The 20,473-nt window shown below is 60.7% G+C and carries 20 protein-coding genes; 3 read left to right on the top strand and 17 right to left on the bottom strand.

Going from position 1 to position 20,473, the window contains the following annotated elements; genetic code table 11:
• Nucleotides 1-54 precede the first annotated feature (54 nt).
• Nucleotides 55-606 (bottom strand): MarR family winged helix-turn-helix transcriptional regulator, encoded by a 552-nt coding sequence (locus AC1DVV_RS03105; RefSeq protein WP_477667748.1) that lies wholly within the window; start codon nt 604-606, stop codon nt 55-57.
• Nucleotides 607-685: 79 nt separating this feature from the next.
• Here AC1DVV_RS03105 and AC1DVV_RS03100 point away from each other — a divergent pair, with 79 nt between their 5' ends.
• The 3 genes from AC1DVV_RS03100 to AC1DVV_RS03090 all read left to right on the top strand — a co-directional run bounded on the left by AC1DVV_RS03100 (nt 686) and on the right by AC1DVV_RS03090 (nt 4,496).
• Nucleotides 686-2,470 carry an ABC transporter transmembrane domain-containing protein gene (locus tag AC1DVV_RS03100; RefSeq protein ID WP_477707106.1) on the top strand — a complete coding sequence of 595 codons (1,785 nt, stop codon included), beginning with the start codon at nt 686-688 and terminating at the stop codon, nt 2,468-2,470.
• Between the two features lie 190 nt (nt 2,471-2,660).
• Nucleotides 2,661-3,977 (top strand): Glu/Leu/Phe/Val family dehydrogenase, encoded by a 1,317-nt coding sequence (locus tag AC1DVV_RS03095; protein ID WP_457279051.1) that lies wholly within the window; start codon nt 2,661-2,663, stop codon nt 3,975-3,977.
• A gap of 192 nt (nt 3,978-4,169) precedes the next feature.
• Nucleotides 4,170-4,496, top strand: coding sequence for a hypothetical protein (locus AC1DVV_RS03090; RefSeq protein WP_457279052.1), 327 nt, complete (start codon nt 4,170-4,172; stop codon nt 4,494-4,496).
• Between the two features lie 19 nt (nt 4,497-4,515).
• Here AC1DVV_RS03090 and AC1DVV_RS03085 read toward each other — a convergent pair whose 3' ends face one another.
• From AC1DVV_RS03085 to AC1DVV_RS03010, 16 genes are all read right to left on the bottom strand, one after another.
• Complete coding sequence (locus tag AC1DVV_RS03085) at nt 4,516-5,031, bottom strand: DUF1178 family protein (protein WP_457279053.1); 516 nt, start codon at nt 5,029-5,031, stop codon at nt 4,516-4,518.
• Nucleotides 5,032-5,052: 21 nt separating this feature from the next.
• Nucleotides 5,053-5,667 carry an NUDIX domain-containing protein gene (locus tag AC1DVV_RS03080; protein ID WP_477701997.1) on the bottom strand — a complete coding sequence of 205 codons (615 nt, stop codon included), beginning with the start codon at nt 5,665-5,667 and terminating at the stop codon, nt 5,053-5,055.
• On the bottom strand, nt 5,664-5,966 hold the full coding sequence (locus AC1DVV_RS03075; RefSeq protein ID WP_457279055.1) for a DUF2818 family protein: 303 nt from the start codon (nt 5,964-5,966) through the stop codon (nt 5,664-5,666). The genes AC1DVV_RS03080 and AC1DVV_RS03075 overlap by 4 nt, the downstream gene beginning before the upstream one ends.
• Before the next feature lie 8 nt (nt 5,967-5,974).
• On the bottom strand, nt 5,975-7,477 hold the full coding sequence (gene nuoN / locus AC1DVV_RS03070) for an NADH-quinone oxidoreductase subunit NuoN (protein WP_457279056.1): 1,503 nt from the start codon (nt 7,475-7,477) through the stop codon (nt 5,975-5,977).
• 31 nt (nt 7,478-7,508) lie between these two features.
• Nucleotides 7,509-8,984: an NADH-quinone oxidoreductase subunit M gene (locus AC1DVV_RS03065; RefSeq protein ID WP_457279057.1), complete on the bottom strand. Its 1,476-nt coding sequence runs from the start codon at nt 8,982-8,984 to the stop codon at nt 7,509-7,511.
• Nucleotides 8,985-9,014: 30 nt separating this feature from the next.
• Nucleotides 9,015-11,039, bottom strand: a complete 2,025-nt coding sequence (gene nuoL, locus AC1DVV_RS03060) for an NADH-quinone oxidoreductase subunit L (RefSeq protein ID WP_457279058.1) — start codon at nt 11,037-11,039, stop codon at nt 9,015-9,017.
• Between the two features lie 144 nt (nt 11,040-11,183).
• Nucleotides 11,184-11,492 (bottom strand): NADH-quinone oxidoreductase subunit NuoK, encoded by a 309-nt coding sequence (nuoK, locus tag AC1DVV_RS03055; protein WP_007864437.1) that lies wholly within the window; start codon nt 11,490-11,492, stop codon nt 11,184-11,186.
• On the bottom strand, nt 11,489-12,148 hold the full coding sequence (locus AC1DVV_RS03050; protein ID WP_457306818.1) for an NADH-quinone oxidoreductase subunit J: 660 nt from the start codon (nt 12,146-12,148) through the stop codon (nt 11,489-11,491). The genes nuoK and AC1DVV_RS03050 overlap by 4 nt, the downstream gene beginning before the upstream one ends.
• Nucleotides 12,149-12,186: 38 nt before the next feature.
• Nucleotides 12,187-12,684 (bottom strand): NADH-quinone oxidoreductase subunit NuoI, encoded by a 498-nt coding sequence (gene nuoI / locus AC1DVV_RS03045; RefSeq protein ID WP_457279060.1) that lies wholly within the window; start codon nt 12,682-12,684, stop codon nt 12,187-12,189.
• A gap of 144 nt (nt 12,685-12,828) precedes the next feature.
• Nucleotides 12,829-13,902: an NADH-quinone oxidoreductase subunit NuoH gene (nuoH, locus tag AC1DVV_RS03040; RefSeq protein ID WP_457279061.1), complete on the bottom strand. Its 1,074-nt coding sequence runs from the start codon at nt 13,900-13,902 to the stop codon at nt 12,829-12,831.
• Nucleotides 13,899-16,055 (bottom strand): NADH-quinone oxidoreductase subunit NuoG, encoded by a 2,157-nt coding sequence (gene nuoG, locus AC1DVV_RS03035; protein ID WP_477688870.1) that lies wholly within the window; start codon nt 16,053-16,055, stop codon nt 13,899-13,901. Before nuoG ends, nuoH begins: the two co-directional genes overlap by 4 nt.
• Before the next feature lie 19 nt (nt 16,056-16,074).
• Nucleotides 16,075-17,478 (bottom strand): NADH-quinone oxidoreductase subunit NuoF, encoded by a 1,404-nt coding sequence (gene nuoF / locus AC1DVV_RS03030; RefSeq protein WP_457279063.1) that lies wholly within the window; start codon nt 17,476-17,478, stop codon nt 16,075-16,077.
• Nucleotides 17,475-17,969, bottom strand: a complete 495-nt coding sequence (nuoE, locus tag AC1DVV_RS03025) for an NADH-quinone oxidoreductase subunit NuoE (protein ID WP_457279064.1) — start codon at nt 17,967-17,969, stop codon at nt 17,475-17,477. The genes nuoF and nuoE overlap by 4 nt, the downstream gene beginning before the upstream one ends.
• Before the next feature lie 17 nt (nt 17,970-17,986).
• On the bottom strand, nt 17,987-19,240 hold the full coding sequence (locus AC1DVV_RS03020; RefSeq protein WP_457279065.1) for an NADH-quinone oxidoreductase subunit D: 1,254 nt from the start codon (nt 19,238-19,240) through the stop codon (nt 17,987-17,989).
• 25 nt (nt 19,241-19,265) lie between these two features.
• The gene (locus AC1DVV_RS03015) at nt 19,266-19,874 is read right to left on the bottom strand and encodes an NADH-quinone oxidoreductase subunit C (protein WP_457279066.1); all 609 of its coding nucleotides are present in this window, start codon (nt 19,872-19,874) and stop codon (nt 19,266-19,268) included.
• A 3-nt stretch (nt 19,875-19,877) separates the two neighbouring features.
• The gene (locus AC1DVV_RS03010; protein ID WP_007864469.1) at nt 19,878-20,357 is read right to left on the bottom strand and encodes a NuoB/complex I 20 kDa subunit family protein; all 480 of its coding nucleotides are present in this window, start codon (nt 20,355-20,357) and stop codon (nt 19,878-19,880) included.
• Nucleotides 20,358-20,473: the final 116 nt, after the last annotated feature.

The raw sequence follows: 20,473 nt of genomic DNA, 5'->3' as shown, positions 1-20,473 counted from the left end.
TTCACCGAAACGCAAGCCGAGACAGAAGCGGACGCGCTGCAGAGGGTGTTGCTGTTATTTGTCATCTTTTTCATTCGCTGCTTGAAGGGCTTGAAGGGTCTGCGCTGTTTCAAGAATGCGGCGCAGGTAGCCTTTGAGGTTTTGCCACTCCTCGACCGTGAAGCCGGCCAGGTGGGCGTTTTGCACACGGCTGAGCACCGCGGGGATTTCTTTCGCCGCTTCGCGGCCTTCGGGCGTCAGTTCGATGTTGACCACGCGCCTGTCTTCGCTGGAGCGGATGCGGCGGCAAAAGCCCTTGGCTTCGAGCCTGTCGAGCAGGCGGGTCATGGAACCGGCGTCGAGCTGGCAGACACGGGCGAGTTCTGCCACCGTGGAGGCCTTGCCGAGGTAGATCTTGAGCATGGGCACCCACTGAGCGTTGGTGAGGCCCTGGGGCTCCAGTTCACGCGTGACCTGCTGGGAGACGCTGTTGAGAATCTGGCGCATCAGCGCACCGGTGCTTTGTCCGGCGTCGTAATCGGTCGCGCAATAAAACTCGGCCGGCAACCCGCACAAGGGAGTTGAAGGAATTGAGGTCGCTGGCGGACGGGTGGATTCGGATTTCATGGACACGAATAATACATGCCTAGACAAACATTGTCAAGGCTGTGTTTGTACAGACATCTTTTATGGCTAAACTCCCCGCATGGCTACTTCCTCCCTTTCCAACGCGCCCAAAGGCGCGCCCCGCTCCCTCTCCGGCCTCGTTCCCTTCCTGCGTCCCTACCGGGGGCGGATTGTTCTGGCGATGTTTTTCCTGGTGATGGCGGCCGTTGCCACGCTGGTGTTTCCGCTGGCCCTGCGCAGCCTGATCGACGGCGGGCTCAGCGCGGCGGACAAGGGCCAGCAGCTGATGGCGCTGCGCACCCATTTCTTTGAACTGTTTGGCGTGGCGGCGGCGCTGGGCCTTTTTTCGGCAGGCCGCTTCTATATGGTGAGCTGGCTGGGCGAGCGTGTGACGGCAGACCTGCGCAATGCTGTCTACGCGCATGTGGTGCGGCAAAGCCCCGAGTTTTTTGAAACCACGCAAACCGGCGAAGTGCTCTCGCGCCTGACAGGGGACACGACACTGGTGCAAACGGTGGTGGGCTCCTCGCTCAGCATGGGCCTGCGCAATGCAGTCATGGGCGTGGGCGCGCTGGGCATGCTGGTCTATACCAACCCTTACCTCATGGTGCAGGTACTGGTGGTGCTGGTGCTGATCGTGGCGCCCTCGGTCTGGTTTGGCCGGCGTGTGCGCAAGCTGTCGCGCGCCAGCCAGGACCGCGTGGCAGACTCCAGCGCGATAGCGGCCGAAGTGCTTAACGCCATCCCGGTGGTGCAAAGCTACACCGCTGAAGGCCGCGAGGCCGCGCGCTTTGATGCGTCAACCACCAATGCCTTCAATACCGCGATTCGCCGCACCAGGGCGCGCTCGGTGCTGGTGGCCTTCATCATCATCGCTACGTCGGCGGCGTTGCTGTGGGGCCTGTACCAGGGCACGCAGGCGGTGATGCGGGGCGACATCACGGCGGGCCACCTGGGGCAGACGGTTGTTTACGTGATCATCCTGGCCAGCGCGGCGGCCGTGCTGGGCGAGGTCTATGGCGACCTGCTGCGGGCGGCCGGCGCCACCGAGCGGCTGATGGAGCTACTGACGTCGCGTTCACCCGTGGCATCACCGGCCAAACCGGTTCCCGCACAAGTCACGCGGGCCGGCAGCGCGGTCAAATTTGATGCCGTGACATTTCACTACCCGTCGCGGCCTGCGCAGGCAGCGCTGACAAACTTTTCCCTGAGCGTGGCGCCCGGCGAAACGGTGGCCATCGTGGGGCCCAGCGGCGCGGGCAAGAGTACGGTGTTCCAGCTGCTGCTGCGGTTTTACGACCCGGCTTCAGGCCGCATCGAACTGGATGGCGTGCGCACTGCCGACATGGCGCTGCATGATTTGCGGCAGCGCATCGGCATCGTGCCGCAGGACGCTGTCATCTTCTCGACCAGCGCGCTGGAGAACATCCGCTACGGCAAACCTGAAGCCACTGATGAAGAGACCCGTGCAGGGGCCAGGGCGGCCTTCGCACATGAGTTCATCACAGCCCTTCCCGAAGGCTACGACACCTTCCTGGGGGAGCGCGGCGTGCGGCTTTCCGGCGGCCAGCGCCAGCGCATTGCGATTGCCCGGGCGATGCTGAAAAACGCCCCGCTGCTGCTGCTGGATGAAGCGACCAGCGCGCTCGATGCCGAAAGCGAACGCATGGTGCAGGCGGCCCTGGAGTCGGCCATGAAGGACCGCACGACGCTGGTGATTGCGCACCGGCTGGCCACTGTGCAGCAGGCTGACCGCATCCTGGTGCTGGACCATGGACAGCTGGTGGAGCAAGGCACACATGCCGAGCTGGTGAACCGCGGGGGCGTTTATGCGCGGCTGGCGGCATTGCAATTCACGGTGTGACGGCCTTGGCATGTGCGGGCTTCCCGGCTTTCGCCGCAGCTCCGGCGGCCATCAAAAATCAGTGATATGCATTATTTGCATAGATTTTGCTCAACAATGCCTTGGACTATTTAGACCGGGGCTCTTAAGCTCCGTGCATTGATTCTTCCCGCAGACTTTCCCGCAAGAAATCCCACAAGGAGCTTTTTCAATGTCACACGCAGCCGCCTCTTCCGTTTCCACCCCTGCCGGGTCTCACCCGCTTCCCTCTTACCTGCAGGCGGACAACCTGGGCCCTTGGGGCAACTACCTGCAGCAGGTAGACCGCGTCATTCCCCACCTGGGCAGCCTGGCGCGCTGGGCTGAAACCCTGAAGCGGCCCAAGCGTGTGCTGATCGTGGACGTGCCGATTCACATGGACGACGGCACCGTGGCGCACTTTGAAGGCTACCGTGTGCAGCACAACGTTTCGCGCGGCCCAGGCAAGGGCGGCGTGCGTTTTCACCAGGACGTCACACTGTCTGAAGTGATGGCACTGTCGGCCTGGATGTCGGTCAAGAACGCGGCGGTGAACGTGCCTTACGGCGGTGCCAAAGGCGGTATCCGCGTTGACCCGAAGAAGCTTTCGCGTGGCGAGCTGGAACGCATGACGCGCCGCTACACCAGCGAAATCGGCATCATCATCGGCCCCAACAAGGACATCCCGGCGCCGGACGTCAACACCAACGACCAGATCATGGCGTGGATGATGGACACCTACTCGATGAACACCGGCTCTACTTCAACCGGCGTTGTCACGGGCAAGCCGGTCGATCTGGGCGGCTCGCTGGGCCGGCGTGAAGCCACGGGGCGCGGCGTATTCACCGTGGGCACCGAAGCGGCCAAGCACATCGGCCTCGATATCAGTACCGCACGGGTCGCCGTGCAGGGCTTTGGCAATGTGGGCGGTGTGGCGGGCAAACTGTTTGCCGAAACCGGTGCACGCGTGGTCGCGGTGCAAGACCATGGCGGCACGATTTACCGCGAAGCCGGCCTTGATGTGCCCGCGTTGCTGCGGCACGTAGAAGCCAACGGCAGCGTGGCCGGATTCACCGAAGCCGAAGTCATTGCCAACGACGCGTTCTGGGACGTGGAGTGCGACATCCTGATCCCGGCCGCACTTGAGCAGCAGATCACGGCGGCCAATGCCGGCCGCATCAAGGCGCGCATGATCATTGAAGGCGCGAACGGCCCGACCACGCCCGCCGCCGACGACATCCTGCATGACCGCAACGTGCTGGTGCTGCCGGACGTGATCGCCAACGCCGGTGGCGTGACCGTCAGCTACTTTGAATGGGTGCAGGATTTTTCCAGCTTCTTCTGGGACGAAGAAGAAATCAACAAGCGCCTGGTGAAAATCATGAAAGACGCCTTTGCCGGTGTTTGGGCCGTGGCGCAAGACCAGAAGGTCAGCCTGCGTACCGCCACCTTCATCGTGGCCTGCAAGCGAATCCTGCACACGCGCGAGTTGCGCGGCCTGTATCCTTGATCCGGTACTGCCCTGAGAGTCGGCAGAAGCAACGATAGCCATGAAGCGGCGATACTCTCGGGTGCCGCCGCTTTTTTAAGCGGCCACGCGTTATGGGTGACCTCAATTACCATGGCCCGCACACCATGACCTCCAGTGCCTGGCCGGCGCCAGGAAGTTCGGCTCACCCGCTCACTCAGGATCAGGCAATCCATGCAAAGCACCGAATTCTCCATCGAGTACGTTTCACCAGCCATGATACGAAACGACTCGAATGACTTCTGCCTCATTTACAAAGAAGCTGGAGCCGATGTGTATTTCAAGAGAGAAGCGTACTTCTACGTTAAGGAGCAAACTGGTGAAAATGGCCGCCTCACTTATAAGGCTCTGCTACCCAATGAATTTAAAGGCGTGACAACCATCCCGTGGTTTTCGGAGTGGAAAAGCCTGGTCGTACGGCGTATGCGTGACTACATTCTGGGCGACCAGCGACTTCTGAGCCTGTATGGAGAAATCTCTGTTGAAGAGTTGAATCCCTGACAGGCTGCGGGAAATCGCTTTACTGAAGTGTTTCCTTGACCGCCGCCGGCAAGGGCAAAGGCATAACGTCTATGCCTTCCTCGATCAGCTCCACAGCTTCGCGCACACTGGCCTGGCCGCGAATGCTGCGCGCCTCAAGTTCGCCATAGTGCATGCGGCGGGCCTGATCCGCAAACTGGCTTCCGACATCTTCGGTATGCGCCATCACATGACGCAAGGCCTTCAGGAACGCGGCCTGCTCTGCGTGACTCTTTGCGGCCGGTATACCCGCCATGGCGGTGGCCTCGCCTTCGGCGCCCCGCGCCGGGTTCGGAATGGCAACTTGTGAAGACGCAGCAGCCCGGCTGCCTGCGCTTACGATGTCATGGCCGCCCAGGTTGAGGCGTGGTGCACTGGGAAGTTTCTGGATGCTTTTGTCGGCGCACATCGGGCATTCGATCAGGCCGCGCGACAGCTGGGCCTGGAAGTCGTCCTCGGACGCAAACCAGCCTTCAAATGAATGCTGGTGCGCACACTGGAGATTCAGGACTTTCATGGCCGGATTATCGCCGGGGGATCAGGCTGTTGCAGCTTGCCAGTCCAAAGCCCACGCGCCGGACAGCACGTTTTGCAGCCACAGGGCGCCTGTCAATGTTTTTGCATCCGTGACCTCGCCGCTGGCACACCAGGCAAGAAGCTCAGCGGGTGTTGCCGTAAAGACGTCCAGAAACTCCCCGGCATCCAGCTTGCGCTGGCCGGGGGTCAACCCGCGCGCAAACCAGATGTCAATAAATTCGGTGGAATAGGAGATCACCGGATGCAGCACGCCTGCCCTCGCCCACTCACGCGCGGTGTAACCGGTTTCCTCCAGCAGTTCACGCTGGGCGCAGGCCAGCGAGCCTTCGCCCGGATCGAGCTTGCCCGCGGGAAACTCCACCATCACGGAACGCATGGGGTAGCGGTACTGGCGCTCCAGCACCAGACGCCCGTCGTCCAGTTGCGCCACGACCATCACGGCACCGGAGTGAATGACGTATTCGCGCGTTGCCTGCTTGCCGTCGGGCAGCCTGACGGTATCACGCAAGGCATGCAGGAAATTCCCTCTCAGGATCTCGACCGAGTCGATGCAGGTCTCGACGAGGTGCGCGTCGGCAATTGCACCGGCTTGATCAGGACCGGAAGATGTGCTCATGGACGGTGCTTGAACAGGTAGCGCCAGGTGAATCCGGGAAACGCAAAGGTGATGAAGAGCGTGCCGGTGATGGCATAAAACTCCCAGCCTTGCGGTGCAATCTGGCCGCTCCGCTGCTCAAGGTATAAACCCAGACCGCCGACAACCAGGTACCAGACCACCAGCTCTGCGGCCCTGATCGCCAGGTTTTTCGGCAACTTGAGCGCGTAGACCGCGAACAGGCGATTGCTGATGAAAGGCAGGTTGGCTGCCAGCAAGGCCAGCAGCACGACCAGCCAGACTGAAGCAGTTTGGGTCATGGCAGGGGTCAGCTACCCAGTGATTTGACGATGCTGCTGATGGACTGCGCGCACAGGGTCATCAAACCGCCAGGCATGATGCCCAGGATCAGGATGAGCGCACCATTGATGGCCAGCACTGCCTTGGCATCTGCCGGCGCAGAAACCGGCTGGGCGTTATGGGCCAAGGGTGCATCAAAGTACATGACCTTGACCACACGCAAGTAATAGAAGGAGCCCACCAGCGACATGATCACCGCAAAAACGGCCAGCACAATGTAGCTGGTTTGTTGCGAGGAAATCAGCGCCTGCAGGACGGACAACTTGGCATAAAACCCCACCAGCGGCGGCAGGCCGGCCAGCGAGAACATGCTGATGGCCATCACGCCGGCGTACAACGGGCTGCGCTGGTTCAGGCCGGCCAGATCGACGATCTCTTCGGACTCGTGCCCGGCGCGTGCCAGCAGCATGATGATGCCGAAAGCACCCAGGGTGGTGAGCACATAAGTCAGGGCATAGAACATCGCTGCGCTGTAGGCCGATTCGGTGTTGAGCTGGTTGCCGTTGACCACGCCGGCCAGCAGGCCGAGCAACAGGAAACCCATTTGCGAGATGGTGGAGAACGCCAGCATGCGTTTGAGGTTGGACTGCGCAATTGCGGCCAGATTGCCCACCAGCAGCGAGCCGATCGCCATCAATCCCAGCATCTGCTGCCAGTCAATTGCCAGCGGCAACAGGCCTTCGACCAGCAGGCGGATACAGATAGCGAAGGCCGCGAGCTGCGGCGCTCCACCGATCAGGAGGGTCACGGCTGTAGGCGCACCCTGGTAGACGTCAGGCAGCCACATATGGAAAGGCACAGCGCCCAGTTTGAAGGCCAGGCCAGCCACGATGAAGACCAAGCCGAAAATCAGTACCTGATGCTTGACCTGGCGGCTGGCAATCGCGTTGAACACCTCGTTGAGGTCCAGGGAGCCGGTCGCGCCGTACAGCATCGAAAGACCATACAGCAGGAAACCCGAAGCCAGCGCGCCCAGCACGAAGTACTTCATGGCGGCTTCGGTGGCAGTGGCGTTGTCGCGACGCAGGGCCACCAGCGCATAGCTGGACAGGGTCAGCAATTCCAGGCCCATGTAGATCACCAGGAAGTTGTGGCCCGAGATCATGACGAACATGCCCAGCAGCGCGAACAGGCTCAGCGTGAAGAATTCACCGCCGCGCAACATGTCGCGATCTGCCGCGTAAGGGCGGCCATAGACCAGCGTAATCATCACGGTGATACAGGCAAAGCACTTGAGCCAGCCGCCCATGGGGTCGCTGACAACCATGTTGCCGAAACCATAGAAGGTCTGGCCTCCAGAGGCGTAGGCAGCCTCCATGGCCGCCACGACGGCCAGGGTCAACAGCGTGAGCACGTAGGTCAGCGTACGCTGCGGCGTCTTGACGCCCAGATCCACCAGCGCAATCACGCAGGCCATGGTCAGGAGGACGATTTCCGGATAAACCGTGATCCAGGAGAGTTTGTCAATCATCTGAATTCTTTGTAGTTGCTTCAGTTCATCTTCAGTTCAGTTTGGAGGCTGCGACATGCTTGAGCAGGTCCGCCACTGAAGTATTCATCACATCGGTAAACGGCTTGGGATAGATGCCCATGTACAGCACAGCGATAGCCAACAACGCCAGCATCAGGAATTCGCGGCTGTTGATGTCGACGAGTGCCTTGACGTCGTCATTGGCCACGGGGCCCAGGTAAACGCGCTTGTACATCCACAGGGTGTAGGCTGCGCCAAATATGAGCGCCGTCGCTGCCGCGCCGCCTATCCAGAAGTTGTATTTGACCGCACCCAGAATCACCATCCACTCGCCGACGAAACCGGCTGTGGCCGGCAGGCCGCAGTTGGCCATGGCAAAAAGCAGGGCAAAGGCCGCAAACTTGGGCATGGTGTTCACCACGCCGCCGTAGCTGGCAATTTCGCGCGAATGGACGCGGTCGTACAGTACACCAATGCACAGGAACATCGCGCCCGACACAAAGCCGTGGGCGATCATCTGCACGATGCCGCCGGAAACGCCCAGGTCGTTGAAGATGAAAAAGCCCAGGGTGACAAAGCCCATGTGGGCCACAGACGAATAAGCCACCAGCTTTTTCATGTCCTGCTGCACCAGTGCAACCAAACCAACATAGATGACAGCAATCAAGGACAGGGCAATCATCAGCCAGGACCATTCATGCGCAGCATCCGGAGCGATAGGCATCGAGAAGCGCAGGAAACCGTAAGCGCCCAGCTTCAGCATGATGGCGGCCAGCACGGCCGAACCACCTGTGGGGGCCTCAACGTGCACATCGGGCAGCCAGGTGTGGACTGGCCACATCGGCACTTTGACGGCAAAGGCTGCGAAGAAGGCGAAGAACAGCAATGTCTGCACCGTGCTGCCCAGAGGCAGCTTGTGCCAGGTCAGGATGTCGAAGCTGCCGCCCGACTTGTTGTACAGGAAGATCAGTGCCACCAGCATCAGCAGGGAGCCGAGCAAGGTGTACAGGAAAAACTTGAAGGCCGCATAGATCTTGTTGGGACCGCCCCAGATGCCGATGATCAGGTACATCGGGATCAGCGTGGCTTCAAAGAACACGTAAAACAGAATGCCGTCCAGTGCCGCAAACACGCCAATCATGAGTCCGCTGAGGATCAGGAAAGAAGCCATGTACTGGTTCACGCGCGTGGTGATGGCTTCCCAGCTGGCGATGATGACGACCACATTGATGAAAGCCGTCAGCAGCACAAACCACAGCGAAATGCCGTCAACACCCACGTGGTAGTTGACATTAAACCGCTGGATCCAGCTGCCCTTTTCGACAAACTGCATGGCCGACGTATCCAGCTGAAAACCGCTGTACAAAGGCAACGTCACCAGGAAGCTGACGACCGCGCCTATCAGCGCGACCCAGCGAACGCTGCGCGCCTGCTCGTCACGGCCCAGTGCCAGCAGAACCACACCGAAAACAATCGGCGTCCAGATCGCAAGACTCAACAAACCCATTCTTGTTCTTCCTTGATTTTGTTGAACTGATCAGCGATTGAGCCAGACGAAATACGTCATCAACACAAACACGCCAATGATCATGCCGAAGGCATAGTGGTAGATGTAGCCGGACTGCAGCCGGCGCACCATGCCGGAAACCCAGCCAACCAGCTTCCATGAACCGTTGACCAGCGCGCCATCGATCAGCTTCTGGTCGCCGCCCTTCCAGAGTGCGGTACCAAGTGCGCGCGTGCCCCGGGCCAATACGTTCTCATTGAACCAGTCAAGGTAGTACTTGTTCTCGAGCAACGTGAAGACTGGCATGCACATGCGCTTGATCGCGGCCGGCAGGGCCGGGTTGATCATGTACATGTACCAGGCCAGCACCGAGCCCGACAAGGCCAGCCAGAACGGCGCAGCCGTCAGCCCGTGCAAGGCCATCTGGGCCGGACCGTGGAACAGCCGCTTCAGCTCTTCCATGGCGGGATGTTTTTCGAGATTCACCAGGATGGCATCCTTGAAGAAGTCACCGTACAGCATGGGCTCAATCGTCATAAAGCCGATGACCACGGACGGGATCGCCAGCAGGATCAACGGCACTGTCACGACCCAGGGGGACTCGTGCGGCTCATGATGCTCGTCATGGTGGCCGTGATCGTCGTGGCCATGGTGGTGCGCATCGGGGTTCTGGTCAAAACGTTCCTTGCCGTGGAACACCAGAAAATACAGGCGGAATGAATAGAAGGCCGTCACAAAAACGCCCGCCAGCACCGCGAAGTAGGCAAAGCCGGCGCCTGCCAGATGGCTTTCATGCACGGCTTCAATGATGCTGTCCTTGGAGTAGAACCCCGCGAACAAAGGCGTGCCTATAAGGGCCAGTGTACCCAGCAGTGAGGTGATCCAGGTGATAGGCATGTACTTGCGCACGCCGCCCATCCAGCGGATGTCCTGGTTGTGGTGCATGCCGATGATGACCGAGCCGGCGGCCAGGAACAGCAGCGCCTTGAAGAAAGCGTGCGTCATCAGATGGAACACCGCGACAGAATAGGCCGAGGCGCCCAGCGCCACCGTCATGTAACCCAGCTGCGAGAGTGTGGAATACGCAACCACGCGCTTGATGTCGTTCTGGATGATGCCGAGGAAACCCATGAACAAGGCCGTGATGGCGCCAATCACCATGATGAAACTGAGCGCGGTATCGCTGAGCTCAAACAGCGGTGACATGCGCGCCACCATGAAGATGCCGGCCGTCACCATGGTTGCCGCGTGAATCAGCGCGGAGATCGGGGTTGGGCCTTCCATGGAATCCGGCAACCAGACGTGCAAAGGGAATTGCGCCGACTTGCCCATGGCGCCAATGAAGAGGCAGATGCAGATCACGGTTACCAGCATCCAGCCGGTGCCCGGGAAGCTCAGCTTGGAAAGCTCGCCGGCCTTGGCAAAGGCCTCACCGTAGTTCAGTGTGCCGGCATAGGCAGCGATCAGGCCAATGCCGAGGATGAAACCGAAGTCGCCCACGCGGTTGACGAGGAAGGCCTTCATGTTCGCGAAGATGGCGGTCGGCTTGTTGAACCAGAAGCCGATCAGCAGGTAAGACACCAGGCCCACGGCTTCCCAGCCGAAAAACAGCTGCAGCATGTTGTTGCTCATCACCAGCATCAGCATGGAGAAGGTGAACAGCGAGATGTAGGCAAAGAAGCGGTTGTAGCCCTCGTCTTCTTCCATGTAGCCTATGGTGTAGATGTGCACCATGAGCGACACAAAGGTCACCACGCACATCATCATGGCCGTGAGGCCGTCAACCAGGAAGCCGATTTCCATCTTCAGGCCGCCGACGTTCATCCAGGTGTAGAGCGTCTCGTTGAAGCGCGCGCCATCGATGGCCACGCTCTTGAGCGTCATTGCCGAAATGATGAAGGCCACCAGCACGCCGAGGATGGTGAGGGTGTGCGACAGGCGACGGCCTATCCAGTTGCCGCCAAAAGAGGTGCCGAGGATACCGGCCGCCAGGGCGCCGGCCAGGGGTGCCAACGGAACGGCCAGCAGAGTTGAAGCGTTGAGGGTGGATGCCATATTAGTTTTTTTCCGCCAAGCAAGTTACGCAGGCAAACAAGGAAGCCATGCCAAGGCCGCCACGGAACCGGCTTTGCCGGACCGTCAGCGGCGCCCCCTTGAGGGGGAGGCGGCCGAAGGCCGCTTCGGGGGGGAGCGTCATCATTAGCCCTGGAGCGTATTGAGTTCGTCTACGTTAATGCTGGACTTGTTGCGGAACAGCAGCACCAGGATGGCCAGGCCGATGGCCGATTCAGCCGCCGCGACGGTCAGGATAAAGAACACAAAAACCTGACCAGCCATGTCATTCAGGTAGTACGAGAAGGCCACGAAGTTCATGTTGACCGCCAGCAGCATGAGTTCGATGGCCATCAGCAGCACGATCAGGTTTTTGCGGTTCAGGAAGATGCCGATGACCGACAGCGCGAACAGCATTGCGCCCAGCGAAAGAAAATGTCCCAGGGTGAGAGTCATGCTTTCTTCTCCTCGGCGGGAACGGCGGTTGTAGCGGTCGCGGCAACCGGTGCGGCCACGACGGATTTCATCTTGACCAAGCTGACGCGGTCCGCGCGCTTAACCCGGATCTGCTCTGAAGGATTTTGGTATTTGGAGTCCTTGCGCGCACGCAAGGTCAACGCGATGGCGGCAATGATGGCCACCAGCAGGATCACCGCGGCAACTTCCAGTGGATAGAGGTATTCCGAGTACAGCAGCTTGCCGAGTTCCTTGGTATTGGAGACCTGCGCGCCGATCTGACCCGCCGCAGTTGCAGCTTTCGGGGGTTCACGGAAGCCACCCATCAGCACATAGGACATTTCCAGCGCGATGATGGCCCCCACGGAGCCGGCCAGCGGGAAGTGCTTCCAGAAACCTTTTCGCACACTGTCGATGTTGATGTCCAGCATCATCACGACGAACAGGAACAGCACCATCACGGCGCCCACATAAACCAGCACCAGCGTGATGGCCAGGAACTCGGCCTTGAGCAGAATCCAGACGGCGGATGCCTGGAAAAATGCCAGCACGAGGTACAGCGCCGCATGCACGGGGTTGCGCGCGGTAATCACCTTGAATGCTGCAAACAGCAGCACCGCGGCAAAAACATAAAAAAGACCTGTTTTAGCGTCCATGTTGTTGTGGATTCTTTCTTGAGCCAGCGGCTTGGGATTCAGCGGTACTTGGCGTCAGCCGCGCGACTGGCGGCGATTTCGGATTCATACCGGTCACCCACGGCCAGCAGCATCTCTTTGGTGAAATACAGGTCACCGCGTTTTTCGCCGTGGTATTCAAAGATGTGAGTCTCGACGATGGAGTCGACCGGGCAGCTTTCTTCGCAGAAACCGCAGAAGATGCATTTGGTCAGGTCGATGTCGTAGCGCGAGGTGCGGCGGCTGCCGTCTTCGCGCACGTCAGATTCGATGGTGATGGCCATGGCCGGGCACACCGCTTCGCAGAGCTTGCAGGCGATGCAGCGCTCTTCGCCGTTTTCATAACGGCGCAGCGCGTGCAGGCCGCGAAAACGCGGGCTCAGCGGGGTTTTTTCCTCAGGGAACTGGACCGTGATCTTGCGGCTGAACATGTACTTGCCAGTCAGGGCCATGCCCTTGAACAGCTCGGTGAGCATGAAGCTCGACGCAAAGTCTTTGATGGAAGCTACGGTGGACATATCAATTTCCTGCGGAAGTGGAGCTTGCCGGCGATGCGTTGATGCAAGCAGGGGCCGCGGGACTGGCTTTGCCAGACCGCAGGCGCAGCGGCCCCCTCGGGGGGCAGAGAGCTACACGAAGTGAGCGAACGTGGGGGCTCATAGTCACTTCCAGATGTTGTACGGCGTCTGCATCCAGGCCCCGACGACCACCAGCCAGACCAGGGTCACGGGGATAAAAATCTTCCAACCCAAACGCATGATCTGGTCATAACGAAAGCGCGGGAAGGTGGCGCGCACCCACAGGAACATGGTGACGACCACAAAGGTCTTGGCGCCTAGCCAGATCCAGCCGGGGATGAAGCTCAGGGCTTCAACAGGCGGCAGCCATCCGCCCAGGAACAGCAGCACGGCCAGGATGGCGACCAGCCACATGTTCGCGTATTCAGCGAGAAAGAACATCGCGAAAGCCATGCCCGAGTACTCGACCATATGGCCAGCCACGATTTCGGACTCGCCTTCGACGACGTCGAAGGGGTGGCGGTTGGTCTCAGCCAGGCCGGAGATGAAGTACACGACAAAGATCGGCAGCAGTGGCAGCCAGTTCCAGGACAGGAAAGTCCAGCCATGGCTGGCCAGCGTGCCCTTGCCCTGGCTCATCACGATGTCTGTCATGTTGAGACTGCCCGACACCATGAGCACCACCACCAGGCAGAAGCCCATCGCGATTTCATAGCTGACCATTTGCGCCGAAGCGCGCATGGCGCCCAGAAAGGCGTATTTGGAGTTCGAAGCCCATCCCGCGATGATCACGCCATAGACCTCGAGTGAGGTAATAGCCATCAGGAATAGCAAGCCTGCATTGATGTTGGCCAGCGCGATCTCGGGCCCGAAGGGAATCACGGCCCAGGCGGCCAGGGCCGGCATGATGGTCATGATGGGGCCGAGCACAAACAGGCCCTTGCTGGCTGCCGTGGGGATGATGATTTCCTTGGTCAGCAGCTTGAGCGCATCGGCAATCGGCTGCAGCAGGCCGAAAGGCCCGACCCGGTTGGGGCCCAGGCGAATCTGGGTGAAGCCGATGGCCTTGCGTTCCCACAAGGTGAGGTAGGCCACCAGACCCATCAGCGGCAACAGCACGCAGACGATTTTGATGAGCGTCCACAACACTGGCCACACCGTGGCTGGCCAGATGCCGCCCATCAAACCCTGGCCGAAGGCGAAGATTCCATCAATCATGCCGTCACTCCTTCGAGCCTGGCTTCGAGGCCGGCGGCCTGGCGGGCATCCGCCGTCAGCTGCAGCGATGTCGCGCGCCTGACCAGCCCGTCGAGCTGGTAAATGCTGGCCACCGCAGGCACCTGGACGATAGCGGCCGACAGGTCGACAGCGGCCTGGGTGCTGTTGCCGAGCTTGTCCGCGGGAAGCTGCGCCGCATCGGCACCCGCGACCTGCTTGAGTACGTCCTGCGAGGATTCGAAATCAAAGCCGGGCAAGCCCAGCACGTTGGCGAGCACGCGCAGCACCTTCCAGGCCGGACGGGTATCGCCCAGCGGCTTGACGACGGCGTGAAAGCTTTGCACGCGGCCCTCGGCGTTCACAAAGGTGCCGGGCGTTTCGGTGAAAGGCGCAATCGGCAGCAGCACATCGCTGAAGCCCATGTTGGCCTTGAAAGGGCTCAGCGTCACGACCATCTGTGCGGCGTTGAGCGAAGACTTGGCACTGGCGCCGGCAGCCGAGTCAAACTCGGGTTCGTTGTTGAGCAGAATCACGGCCTTGAGCTGGCCGCCCAGCATCTGACCGGCATTCAGGCCCTTGCCGGCAGGCAAGGCGCCGGCCAGTTGGGCACCCACGGTATTGGCGGCTTCTGTCAGGTAACCCACGGTGGCGCCGGTCTGCGCGCCTATCCAGTTGGCAAGCGCCAGCAGGCTGGAAGCGTTGGCATGGTGCGCTGCGGCGTTGCCCAGCAGGATGGCTTTGCGCTCGCCGCCCTGCAGGGACTTGGCGATGGCCTTGGCGGCATCGGTGGCCTGGCCGACGGCCGGCGCCGTGACGCCTTTGTCGGCGGCAATCGCTGCCGCCACATCGGCCAGGGACTGGGTCCAGGCTTCGGGCGCTGCCAGCAGCCTATTGGCGACAGGCATGGCCCACGCGTCGGCGTTTGCCAGTTCGGCGGCGGAGTTAATGGCGCTCAACGCCCCGCCCTTGCGGACAGCCTGACGTATGCGCTGCGCGAACAGCGGATGGTCCTTGCGCAGGTTAGACCCGACCACCAGCACGCGCTGCAGCTGCGACAGCGAGGCGATGGAGGTGCCCAGCCAGCGGATGGCCGAGGGCGGGGCGAACTCGGCGTTGCGCAGGCGGTAATCGATGTTCTCGCTGCCCAGGCCGCGCATCAGGGAGGCGGCCAGGTACAGCTCTTCGAGCGTGCTGTGCGGGCTAGCCAGAGTACCGATGCTGCCGGCGCCGTGATCGGCCTTGATCTGCTTGAGGCCGTTGGCCACGTATTCAAGGGCGGTCTGCCAGTCGACGGTTTTCCATTCGCCGCCTTGCTTGAGCATGGGGCTGGTCAGGCGCTCATCGCCGTTGAGGGCTTCATACGAAAAGCGGTCGCGATCGGCGATCCAGCATTCGTTGACGTCTTCGTTCTCCAGGGGCACGACACGCATGACCTTGTTGCTCTTGACCTGGACGATCAGGTTGGCACCGGTCGAATCGTGCGGGCTGACCGACTTGCGGCGCGACAGCTCCCAGGTACGGGCGCTGTAGCGGAAAGGCTTGCTGGTCAGCGCGCCAACCGGGCAGATGTCGATCATGTTGCCGGACAGCTCGGAATCCACCGACATGCCGACGAAGGTTTCGATCTCGGCGTGTTCGCCGCGATGCGACATGCCGAGTTCCATCACGCCGGCCACTTCCTGGCCGAAGCGCACGCAGCGCGTGCAATGGATGCAGCGGCTCATTTCCTGCATGGAAATCAGCGGGCCGACGTCCTTGTGGAAGACCACGCGCTTTTCTTCTTCGTAGCGCGATTCGCTGCCGCCGTAACCTACGGCAAGATCCTGCAACTGACACTCGCCGCCCTGATCGCAGATCGGGCAGTCCAGCGGGTGATTGATCAGCAGGAACTCCATCACGCCCTTCTGGGCCTTGATGGCTTTGTCGTTCTTGGTGCGCACGATCATGCCTTGCGTGACGGGCGTAGCGCAGGCCGGCATGGGCTTGGGCGCCTTCTCCACGTCGACCAGGCACATGCGGCAGTTGGCGGCAATGCTGAGTTTCTTGTGATAGCAGAAGTGCGGAATGTAGGTGCCGGCTTTTTCGGCCGCATGCATCACCGTGCTGCCTTCCAGCACTTCCACCTTCTGGCCGTCGAGTTCTATTTCAACCATATTTTTTTCTTTCCGCTACTCAGGCTTGCGCAGCAGCCGAAGCCTGGGATGTGGGAGCCTGAGGGGCTGGCGTCTTGATCATGGCTTCAAACTCATGGCGGAAATGCTTGATCATGGCGCGCACCGGCATGGCCGCAGCGTCGCCCAGCGCGCAGATGGTGCGGCCCTGGATGTTGTCAGCCACCGAGTTGAGCAGGTCCATGTCGGTTTGTTTGCCGTGGCCGTTGTGGATGCGGTCCACGACGCGCCAGAGCCAGCCCGTGCCTTCGCGGCAGGGGGTACATTGGCCGCAGGATTCGTGCATGTAGAAGTAGGACAGGCGCTTAAGCGACTCGACCATACAGCGGCTGTCGTCCATCACGATCACCGCACCCGAGCCCAGCATGGAGCCGGCCTTGGCGATGGAGTCGTAGTCCATGGTGCATTCCATCATGATGGAAGCCGGCAACACGGGCGCCGACGACCCACCGGGAATCACGGCCTTGAGTGTGCGACCCTTGCGCACGCCGCCGGCGAGTTCGAGCAGCCTGGAGAACGGCGTGCCCATGGGTACTTCGTAGTTGCCGGGCAGCTCGACGTCGCCCGAAACCGAATAGATCTTGGTGCCGCCGTTGTTGGGCTTGCCGCATTCAAGGTAGGCCTGGCCGCCGTTGCGGATGATCCAGGGCACGGCCGCAAAGGTCTCGGTGTTGTTGATGGTGGTGGGCTTGCCATAGAGACCGAAGCTGGCCGGGAACGGCGGCTTGAAGCGCGGCTGGCCTTTTTTGCCTTCGAGCGATTCGAGCAGCGCGGTTTCTTCGCCGCAGATGTAGGCGCCGAAACCGTGCGAGGCGTGGAGCTGAAAGCTGTAACCGCTGCCGAAAATGTTGTCGCCCAGCAGGCCGGCAGCGCGTGCTTCTTCCAGGGCTTCTTCAAAGCGCTGGTAGGTCGCGAAGATTTCGCCGTGAATGTAGTTGTAACCCACGCTGATGCCCATGGCGTAGGCGGCGATCGCCATGCCCTCGATCACGCTGTGCGGGTTGTACTGCATGATGTCGCGATCTTTGCAGGTGCCCGGCTCACCCTCATCCGAGTTGCAGACCAGGTATTTCTGGCCCGGGAACTGGCGCGGCATGAAGCTCCACTTGAGCCCGGTCGGGAAACCCGCGCCGCCGCGGCCGCGCAAGCTGCCGGCCTTGACTTCAGCGATGACCTGGTCGGGCGTCATGCCCTCGCCGCCATCCTGTTTCAGGATCTTGCGCAGGGCCTGGTAGCCGCCACGGGCTTCGTAATCCTTGAGGCGCCAGTTGCTGCCGTCGAGGTCAGCCAGAATTTGCGGGTTGATGTGCCGGCCGTGAAAGCAGGTCTGCACGCCGGTGGCCGAGAACTGGGACAGCACGCTTTGCGCGGCTGCGCTGTGGGGATTCAGGGGTGCGAGCGTCATGGTTGCTTTGCCTCGGCGGATTGAAGGCCTTCGATGAGCTGGTCCAGCTTCTCGTTGCTCATGAAGCTGCACATGGTGAGGTCATTGACGAGCATCACCGGGGAATCCGCGCAGGCGCCCAGGCATTCGGATTGCTGCAGCGTGAAGAGGCCGTCGGCACTGGTCTCGCCCATGGCGATGCCCAGTTTGTGCTCCAGGTGCTTCAGCGCCTTGGCGCCGTCGCGCAGCTGGCAAGGCAGGTTGGTGCAGACGTTGAGCTTGTACTTGCCAACGGGGCGCTGGTTGTACATGTTGTAGAAGGTGGTGACTTCATGCACGGCGATGGGCGCCATGCCGAGGTATTCGGCCACGACTTTTTCGCTCTCGGCGCTCACGTAGCCGTGCTCTTCCTGCAGGACGGTCAGGCAGGCCATGACGGCCGACTGTTTCTGGTCCGCGGGGTATTTGGCGACTTCGCGGTCGAAGCGCGCTCTGGTTTGTTCAGAAATCATGGGGGAAACCATCCGGTTTAGCGATCAATCTCACCGAACACAATGTCCATGGTGCCGATCACGGCGACGGCATCGGCGATCATGTGGCCGCGCGACATTTCGTCCATGGCCGCAAGGTGCGGGAAACCCGGCGGACGAATCTTCAGGCGATACGGCTTGTTGGCGCCGTCGCTGACGATGTAGATACCAAACTCGCCCTTGGGGTGCTCGACCGCCGCATAGGCTTCGCCTTCGGGCACATGGAAGCCTTCGGTGAAGAGCTTGAAGTGGTGGATCAGCTCTTCCATGTTGGTCTTCATGGATTCGCGGTCGGGTGCGGCCACCTTGTGGTTGCTGGTGATCACAGGTCCGGGGTTGACACGCAACCAGTCAATGCACTGCTTGATGATGCGGTTGGACTGGCGCATCTCTTCGATACGGACGAGGTAACGGTCGTAGCAGTCGCCGGTCTTGCCGACCGGGATGTCGAAGTCCATCTTGTCGTAGACATCATAGGGCTGCTGCTTGCGCAAGTCCCAGGCGAAACCCGAGCCGCGGAGCATGGGGCCGGTGAAGCCGAGGTTGAGGGCACGCTCAGGCGACACAACGCCGACACCGACGGTGCGCTGCTTCCAGATGCGGTTGTCCGTCAGCAGGGTTTCGTACTCATCGACATAACCGGGGAATTTGTTGCTGAAGTCCTCGATGAAGTCGAGCAAAGAACCCTGGCGGTTCTCGTTGAGCGCCGCGATGGCCTTGGCGTTCTTGACCTTGCTGACGCGGTATTGCGGCATGCTGTCGGGCAGGTCGCGGTAGACGCCGCCCGGGCGGAAGTAGGCCGCATGCATGCGCGCGCCGGACACGGCCTCGTACATGTCGAAGAGCGCCTCTCGTTCGCGGAAACAATAAATCAGGATGTTCATCGCGCCGCAGTCGAAACCGTGCGCGCCCAGCCACAGCAGGTGGTTGAGCAGGCGCGTGATTTCGGCGTACATCACGCGGATGTACTGCGCGCGAACCGGCACGTCGACGCCGAGCAGTTTTTCGATGGCCAGACAGTAGGCATGCTCGTTGGACATCATCGAGACATAGTCCAGCCTGTCCATGTAGGGCAGCGACTGGATGTAGGTCTTGCTTTCGGCGAGTTTTTCGGTCGCGCGGTGCAGCAGGCCGATATGCGGGTCGGCGCGCTGAATCACTTCGCCGTCGAGCTCGAGCACCAGGCGCAGCACACCGTGTGCCGCGGGATGCTGTGGCCCAAAGTTGAGCGTGTAGTTTTTGATTTCTGCCATGTGGGGTATCTCTTGCAAGCGCCGCTTACTGCAGCCCGCCATAGTTGTCTTCGCGGATCACACGGGGAGTGATCTCACGCGGCTCGATGGTGACCGGCTGGTAAATCACGCGCTTTTGCTCGGGGTCGTAGCGCATTTCCACGTGGCCCGAAGTCGGGAAGTCCTTGCGGAAAGGATGGCCGATGAAGCCGTAGTCGGTCAGGATGCGGCGCAGGTCGTTGTGGCCCTCGAAGATGATCCCGTAGAGGTCGAAGGCCTCGCGCTCGAACCAGTTGGCCGAGTTCCAGATGCCATTGAGCGAATCCACCACGGGGAAATCATCGTCGGGGCAGAACACCTTGAGGCGAACACGCTGGTTGAGGCTGACCGACAACAGATGCGACGCCACGCAATAGCGCAAACCGTCGTATTGGCCGTCCTTGTATTCGGAGTAATCGACGCCGCACAGGTCGATCAGTTGCTCGAAGCGGCAACCGGGCGCATCACGTAACTGGGTTGCGGCAGCCAGGTAGTCGGCAGCAGAAACCGTAAGAGTGATCTCACCGAGCGCGATGTTCAGATTCTTGACTTTGTCGCCGAGCACTGCACGAATCGTTTCGGCGAGTTGCTCCATGGAAACAGGAGAAGAGGACATGTCTTATGCCCTCGCAATCGTGTTGGTGCGACGAATTTTCTGCTGCAGCTGGATGATGCCGTACATCAGCGCTTCCGCTGTGGGTGGGCAGCCGGGCACATACACGTCAACCGGCACGATACGGTCGCAGCCGCGAACCACGGAGTAACTGTAGTGATAATAGCCGCCGCCATTGGCGCAAGAGCCCATGGACAACACCCAGCGCGGCTCGGACATCTGGTCATACACCTTGCGCAGTGCCGGTCCCATCTTGTTGCACAGCGTGCCAGCCACGATCATCAGGTCGGACTGACGTGGGCTGGGACGAAACAACATGCCGAAGCGATCCAGGTCGTAACGCGCCGCGCCCGCATGCATCATTTCGACGGCGCAGCAGGCCAGGCCGAACGTCATGGGCCAAAGCGAACCCGTCTTGGCCCAGTTCACCACCGAGTCGTAACTCGTGGTCATGAAGCCTTCGTTGAAAACACCTTCAAGTGACATACCCGTACCTTTGTGGCGTGACCCGCCTAGAGAACCCTCGGGATCTTCTTATTTCATTTCCAAATCAAACTTGCACTTTGTCGGCCCGCCTTGCCGTGCCTTAGCACTGTCTACGG

Source organism: Polaromonas sp. P3_B4, from assembly GCF_056402835.1.
Note: the sequence above shows the minus strand (reverse complement) of the source record. Positions and strands in the feature narration are given on the sequence as shown.

Excerpts from the sequence above, each read along its gene's own strand:
- AC1DVV_RS03105 (WP_477667748.1), bottom strand. The coding sequence starts at position 606 with ATGAAATCCGAATCCACCCGTCCGCCAGCGACCTCAATTCCTTCAACT.
- AC1DVV_RS03100 (WP_477707106.1), top strand. The coding sequence starts at position 686 with ATGGCTACTTCCTCCCTTTCCAACGCGCCCAAAGGCGCGCCCCGCTCC.
- AC1DVV_RS03095 (WP_457279051.1), top strand. The coding sequence starts at position 2,661 with ATGTCACACGCAGCCGCCTCTTCCGTTTCCACCCCTGCCGGGTCTCAC.
- AC1DVV_RS03090 (WP_457279052.1), top strand. The coding sequence starts at position 4,170 with ATGCAAAGCACCGAATTCTCCATCGAGTACGTTTCACCAGCCATGATA.
- AC1DVV_RS03085 (WP_457279053.1), bottom strand. The coding sequence starts at position 5,031 with ATGAAAGTCCTGAATCTCCAGTGTGCGCACCAGCATTCATTTGAAGGC.
- AC1DVV_RS03080 (WP_477701997.1), bottom strand. The coding sequence starts at position 5,667 with ATGAGCACATCTTCCGGTCCTGATCAAGCCGGTGCAATTGCCGACGCG.
- AC1DVV_RS03075 (WP_457279055.1), bottom strand. The coding sequence starts at position 5,966 with ATGACCCAAACTGCTTCAGTCTGGCTGGTCGTGCTGCTGGCCTTGCTG.
- nuoN (WP_457279056.1), bottom strand. The coding sequence starts at position 7,477 with ATGATTGACAAACTCTCCTGGATCACGGTTTATCCGGAAATCGTCCTC.
- AC1DVV_RS03065 (WP_457279057.1), bottom strand. The coding sequence starts at position 8,984 with ATGGGTTTGTTGAGTCTTGCGATCTGGACGCCGATTGTTTTCGGTGTG.
- nuoL (WP_457279058.1), bottom strand. The coding sequence starts at position 11,039 with ATGGCATCCACCCTCAACGCTTCAACTCTGCTGGCCGTTCCGTTGGCA.
- nuoK (WP_007864437.1), bottom strand. The coding sequence starts at position 11,492 with ATGACTCTCACCCTGGGACATTTTCTTTCGCTGGGCGCAATGCTGTTC.
- AC1DVV_RS03050 (WP_457306818.1), bottom strand. The coding sequence starts at position 12,148 with ATGGACGCTAAAACAGGTCTTTTTTATGTTTTTGCCGCGGTGCTGCTG.
- nuoI (WP_457279060.1), bottom strand. The coding sequence starts at position 12,684 with ATGTCCACCGTAGCTTCCATCAAAGACTTTGCGTCGAGCTTCATGCTC.
- nuoH (WP_457279061.1), bottom strand. The coding sequence starts at position 13,902 with ATGATTGATGGAATCTTCGCCTTCGGCCAGGGTTTGATGGGCGGCATC.
- nuoG (WP_477688870.1), bottom strand. The coding sequence starts at position 16,055 with ATGGTTGAAATAGAACTCGACGGCCAGAAGGTGGAAGTGCTGGAAGGC.
- nuoF (WP_457279063.1), bottom strand. The coding sequence starts at position 17,478 with ATGACGCTCGCACCCCTGAATCCCCACAGCGCAGCCGCGCAAAGCGTG.
- nuoE (WP_457279064.1), bottom strand. The coding sequence starts at position 17,969 with ATGATTTCTGAACAAACCAGAGCGCGCTTCGACCGCGAAGTCGCCAAA.
- AC1DVV_RS03020 (WP_457279065.1), bottom strand. The coding sequence starts at position 19,240 with ATGGCAGAAATCAAAAACTACACGCTCAACTTTGGGCCACAGCATCCC.
- AC1DVV_RS03015 (WP_457279066.1), bottom strand. The coding sequence starts at position 19,874 with ATGTCCTCTTCTCCTGTTTCCATGGAGCAACTCGCCGAAACGATTCGT.
- AC1DVV_RS03010 (WP_007864469.1), bottom strand. The coding sequence starts at position 20,357 with ATGTCACTTGAAGGTGTTTTCAACGAAGGCTTCATGACCACGAGTTAC.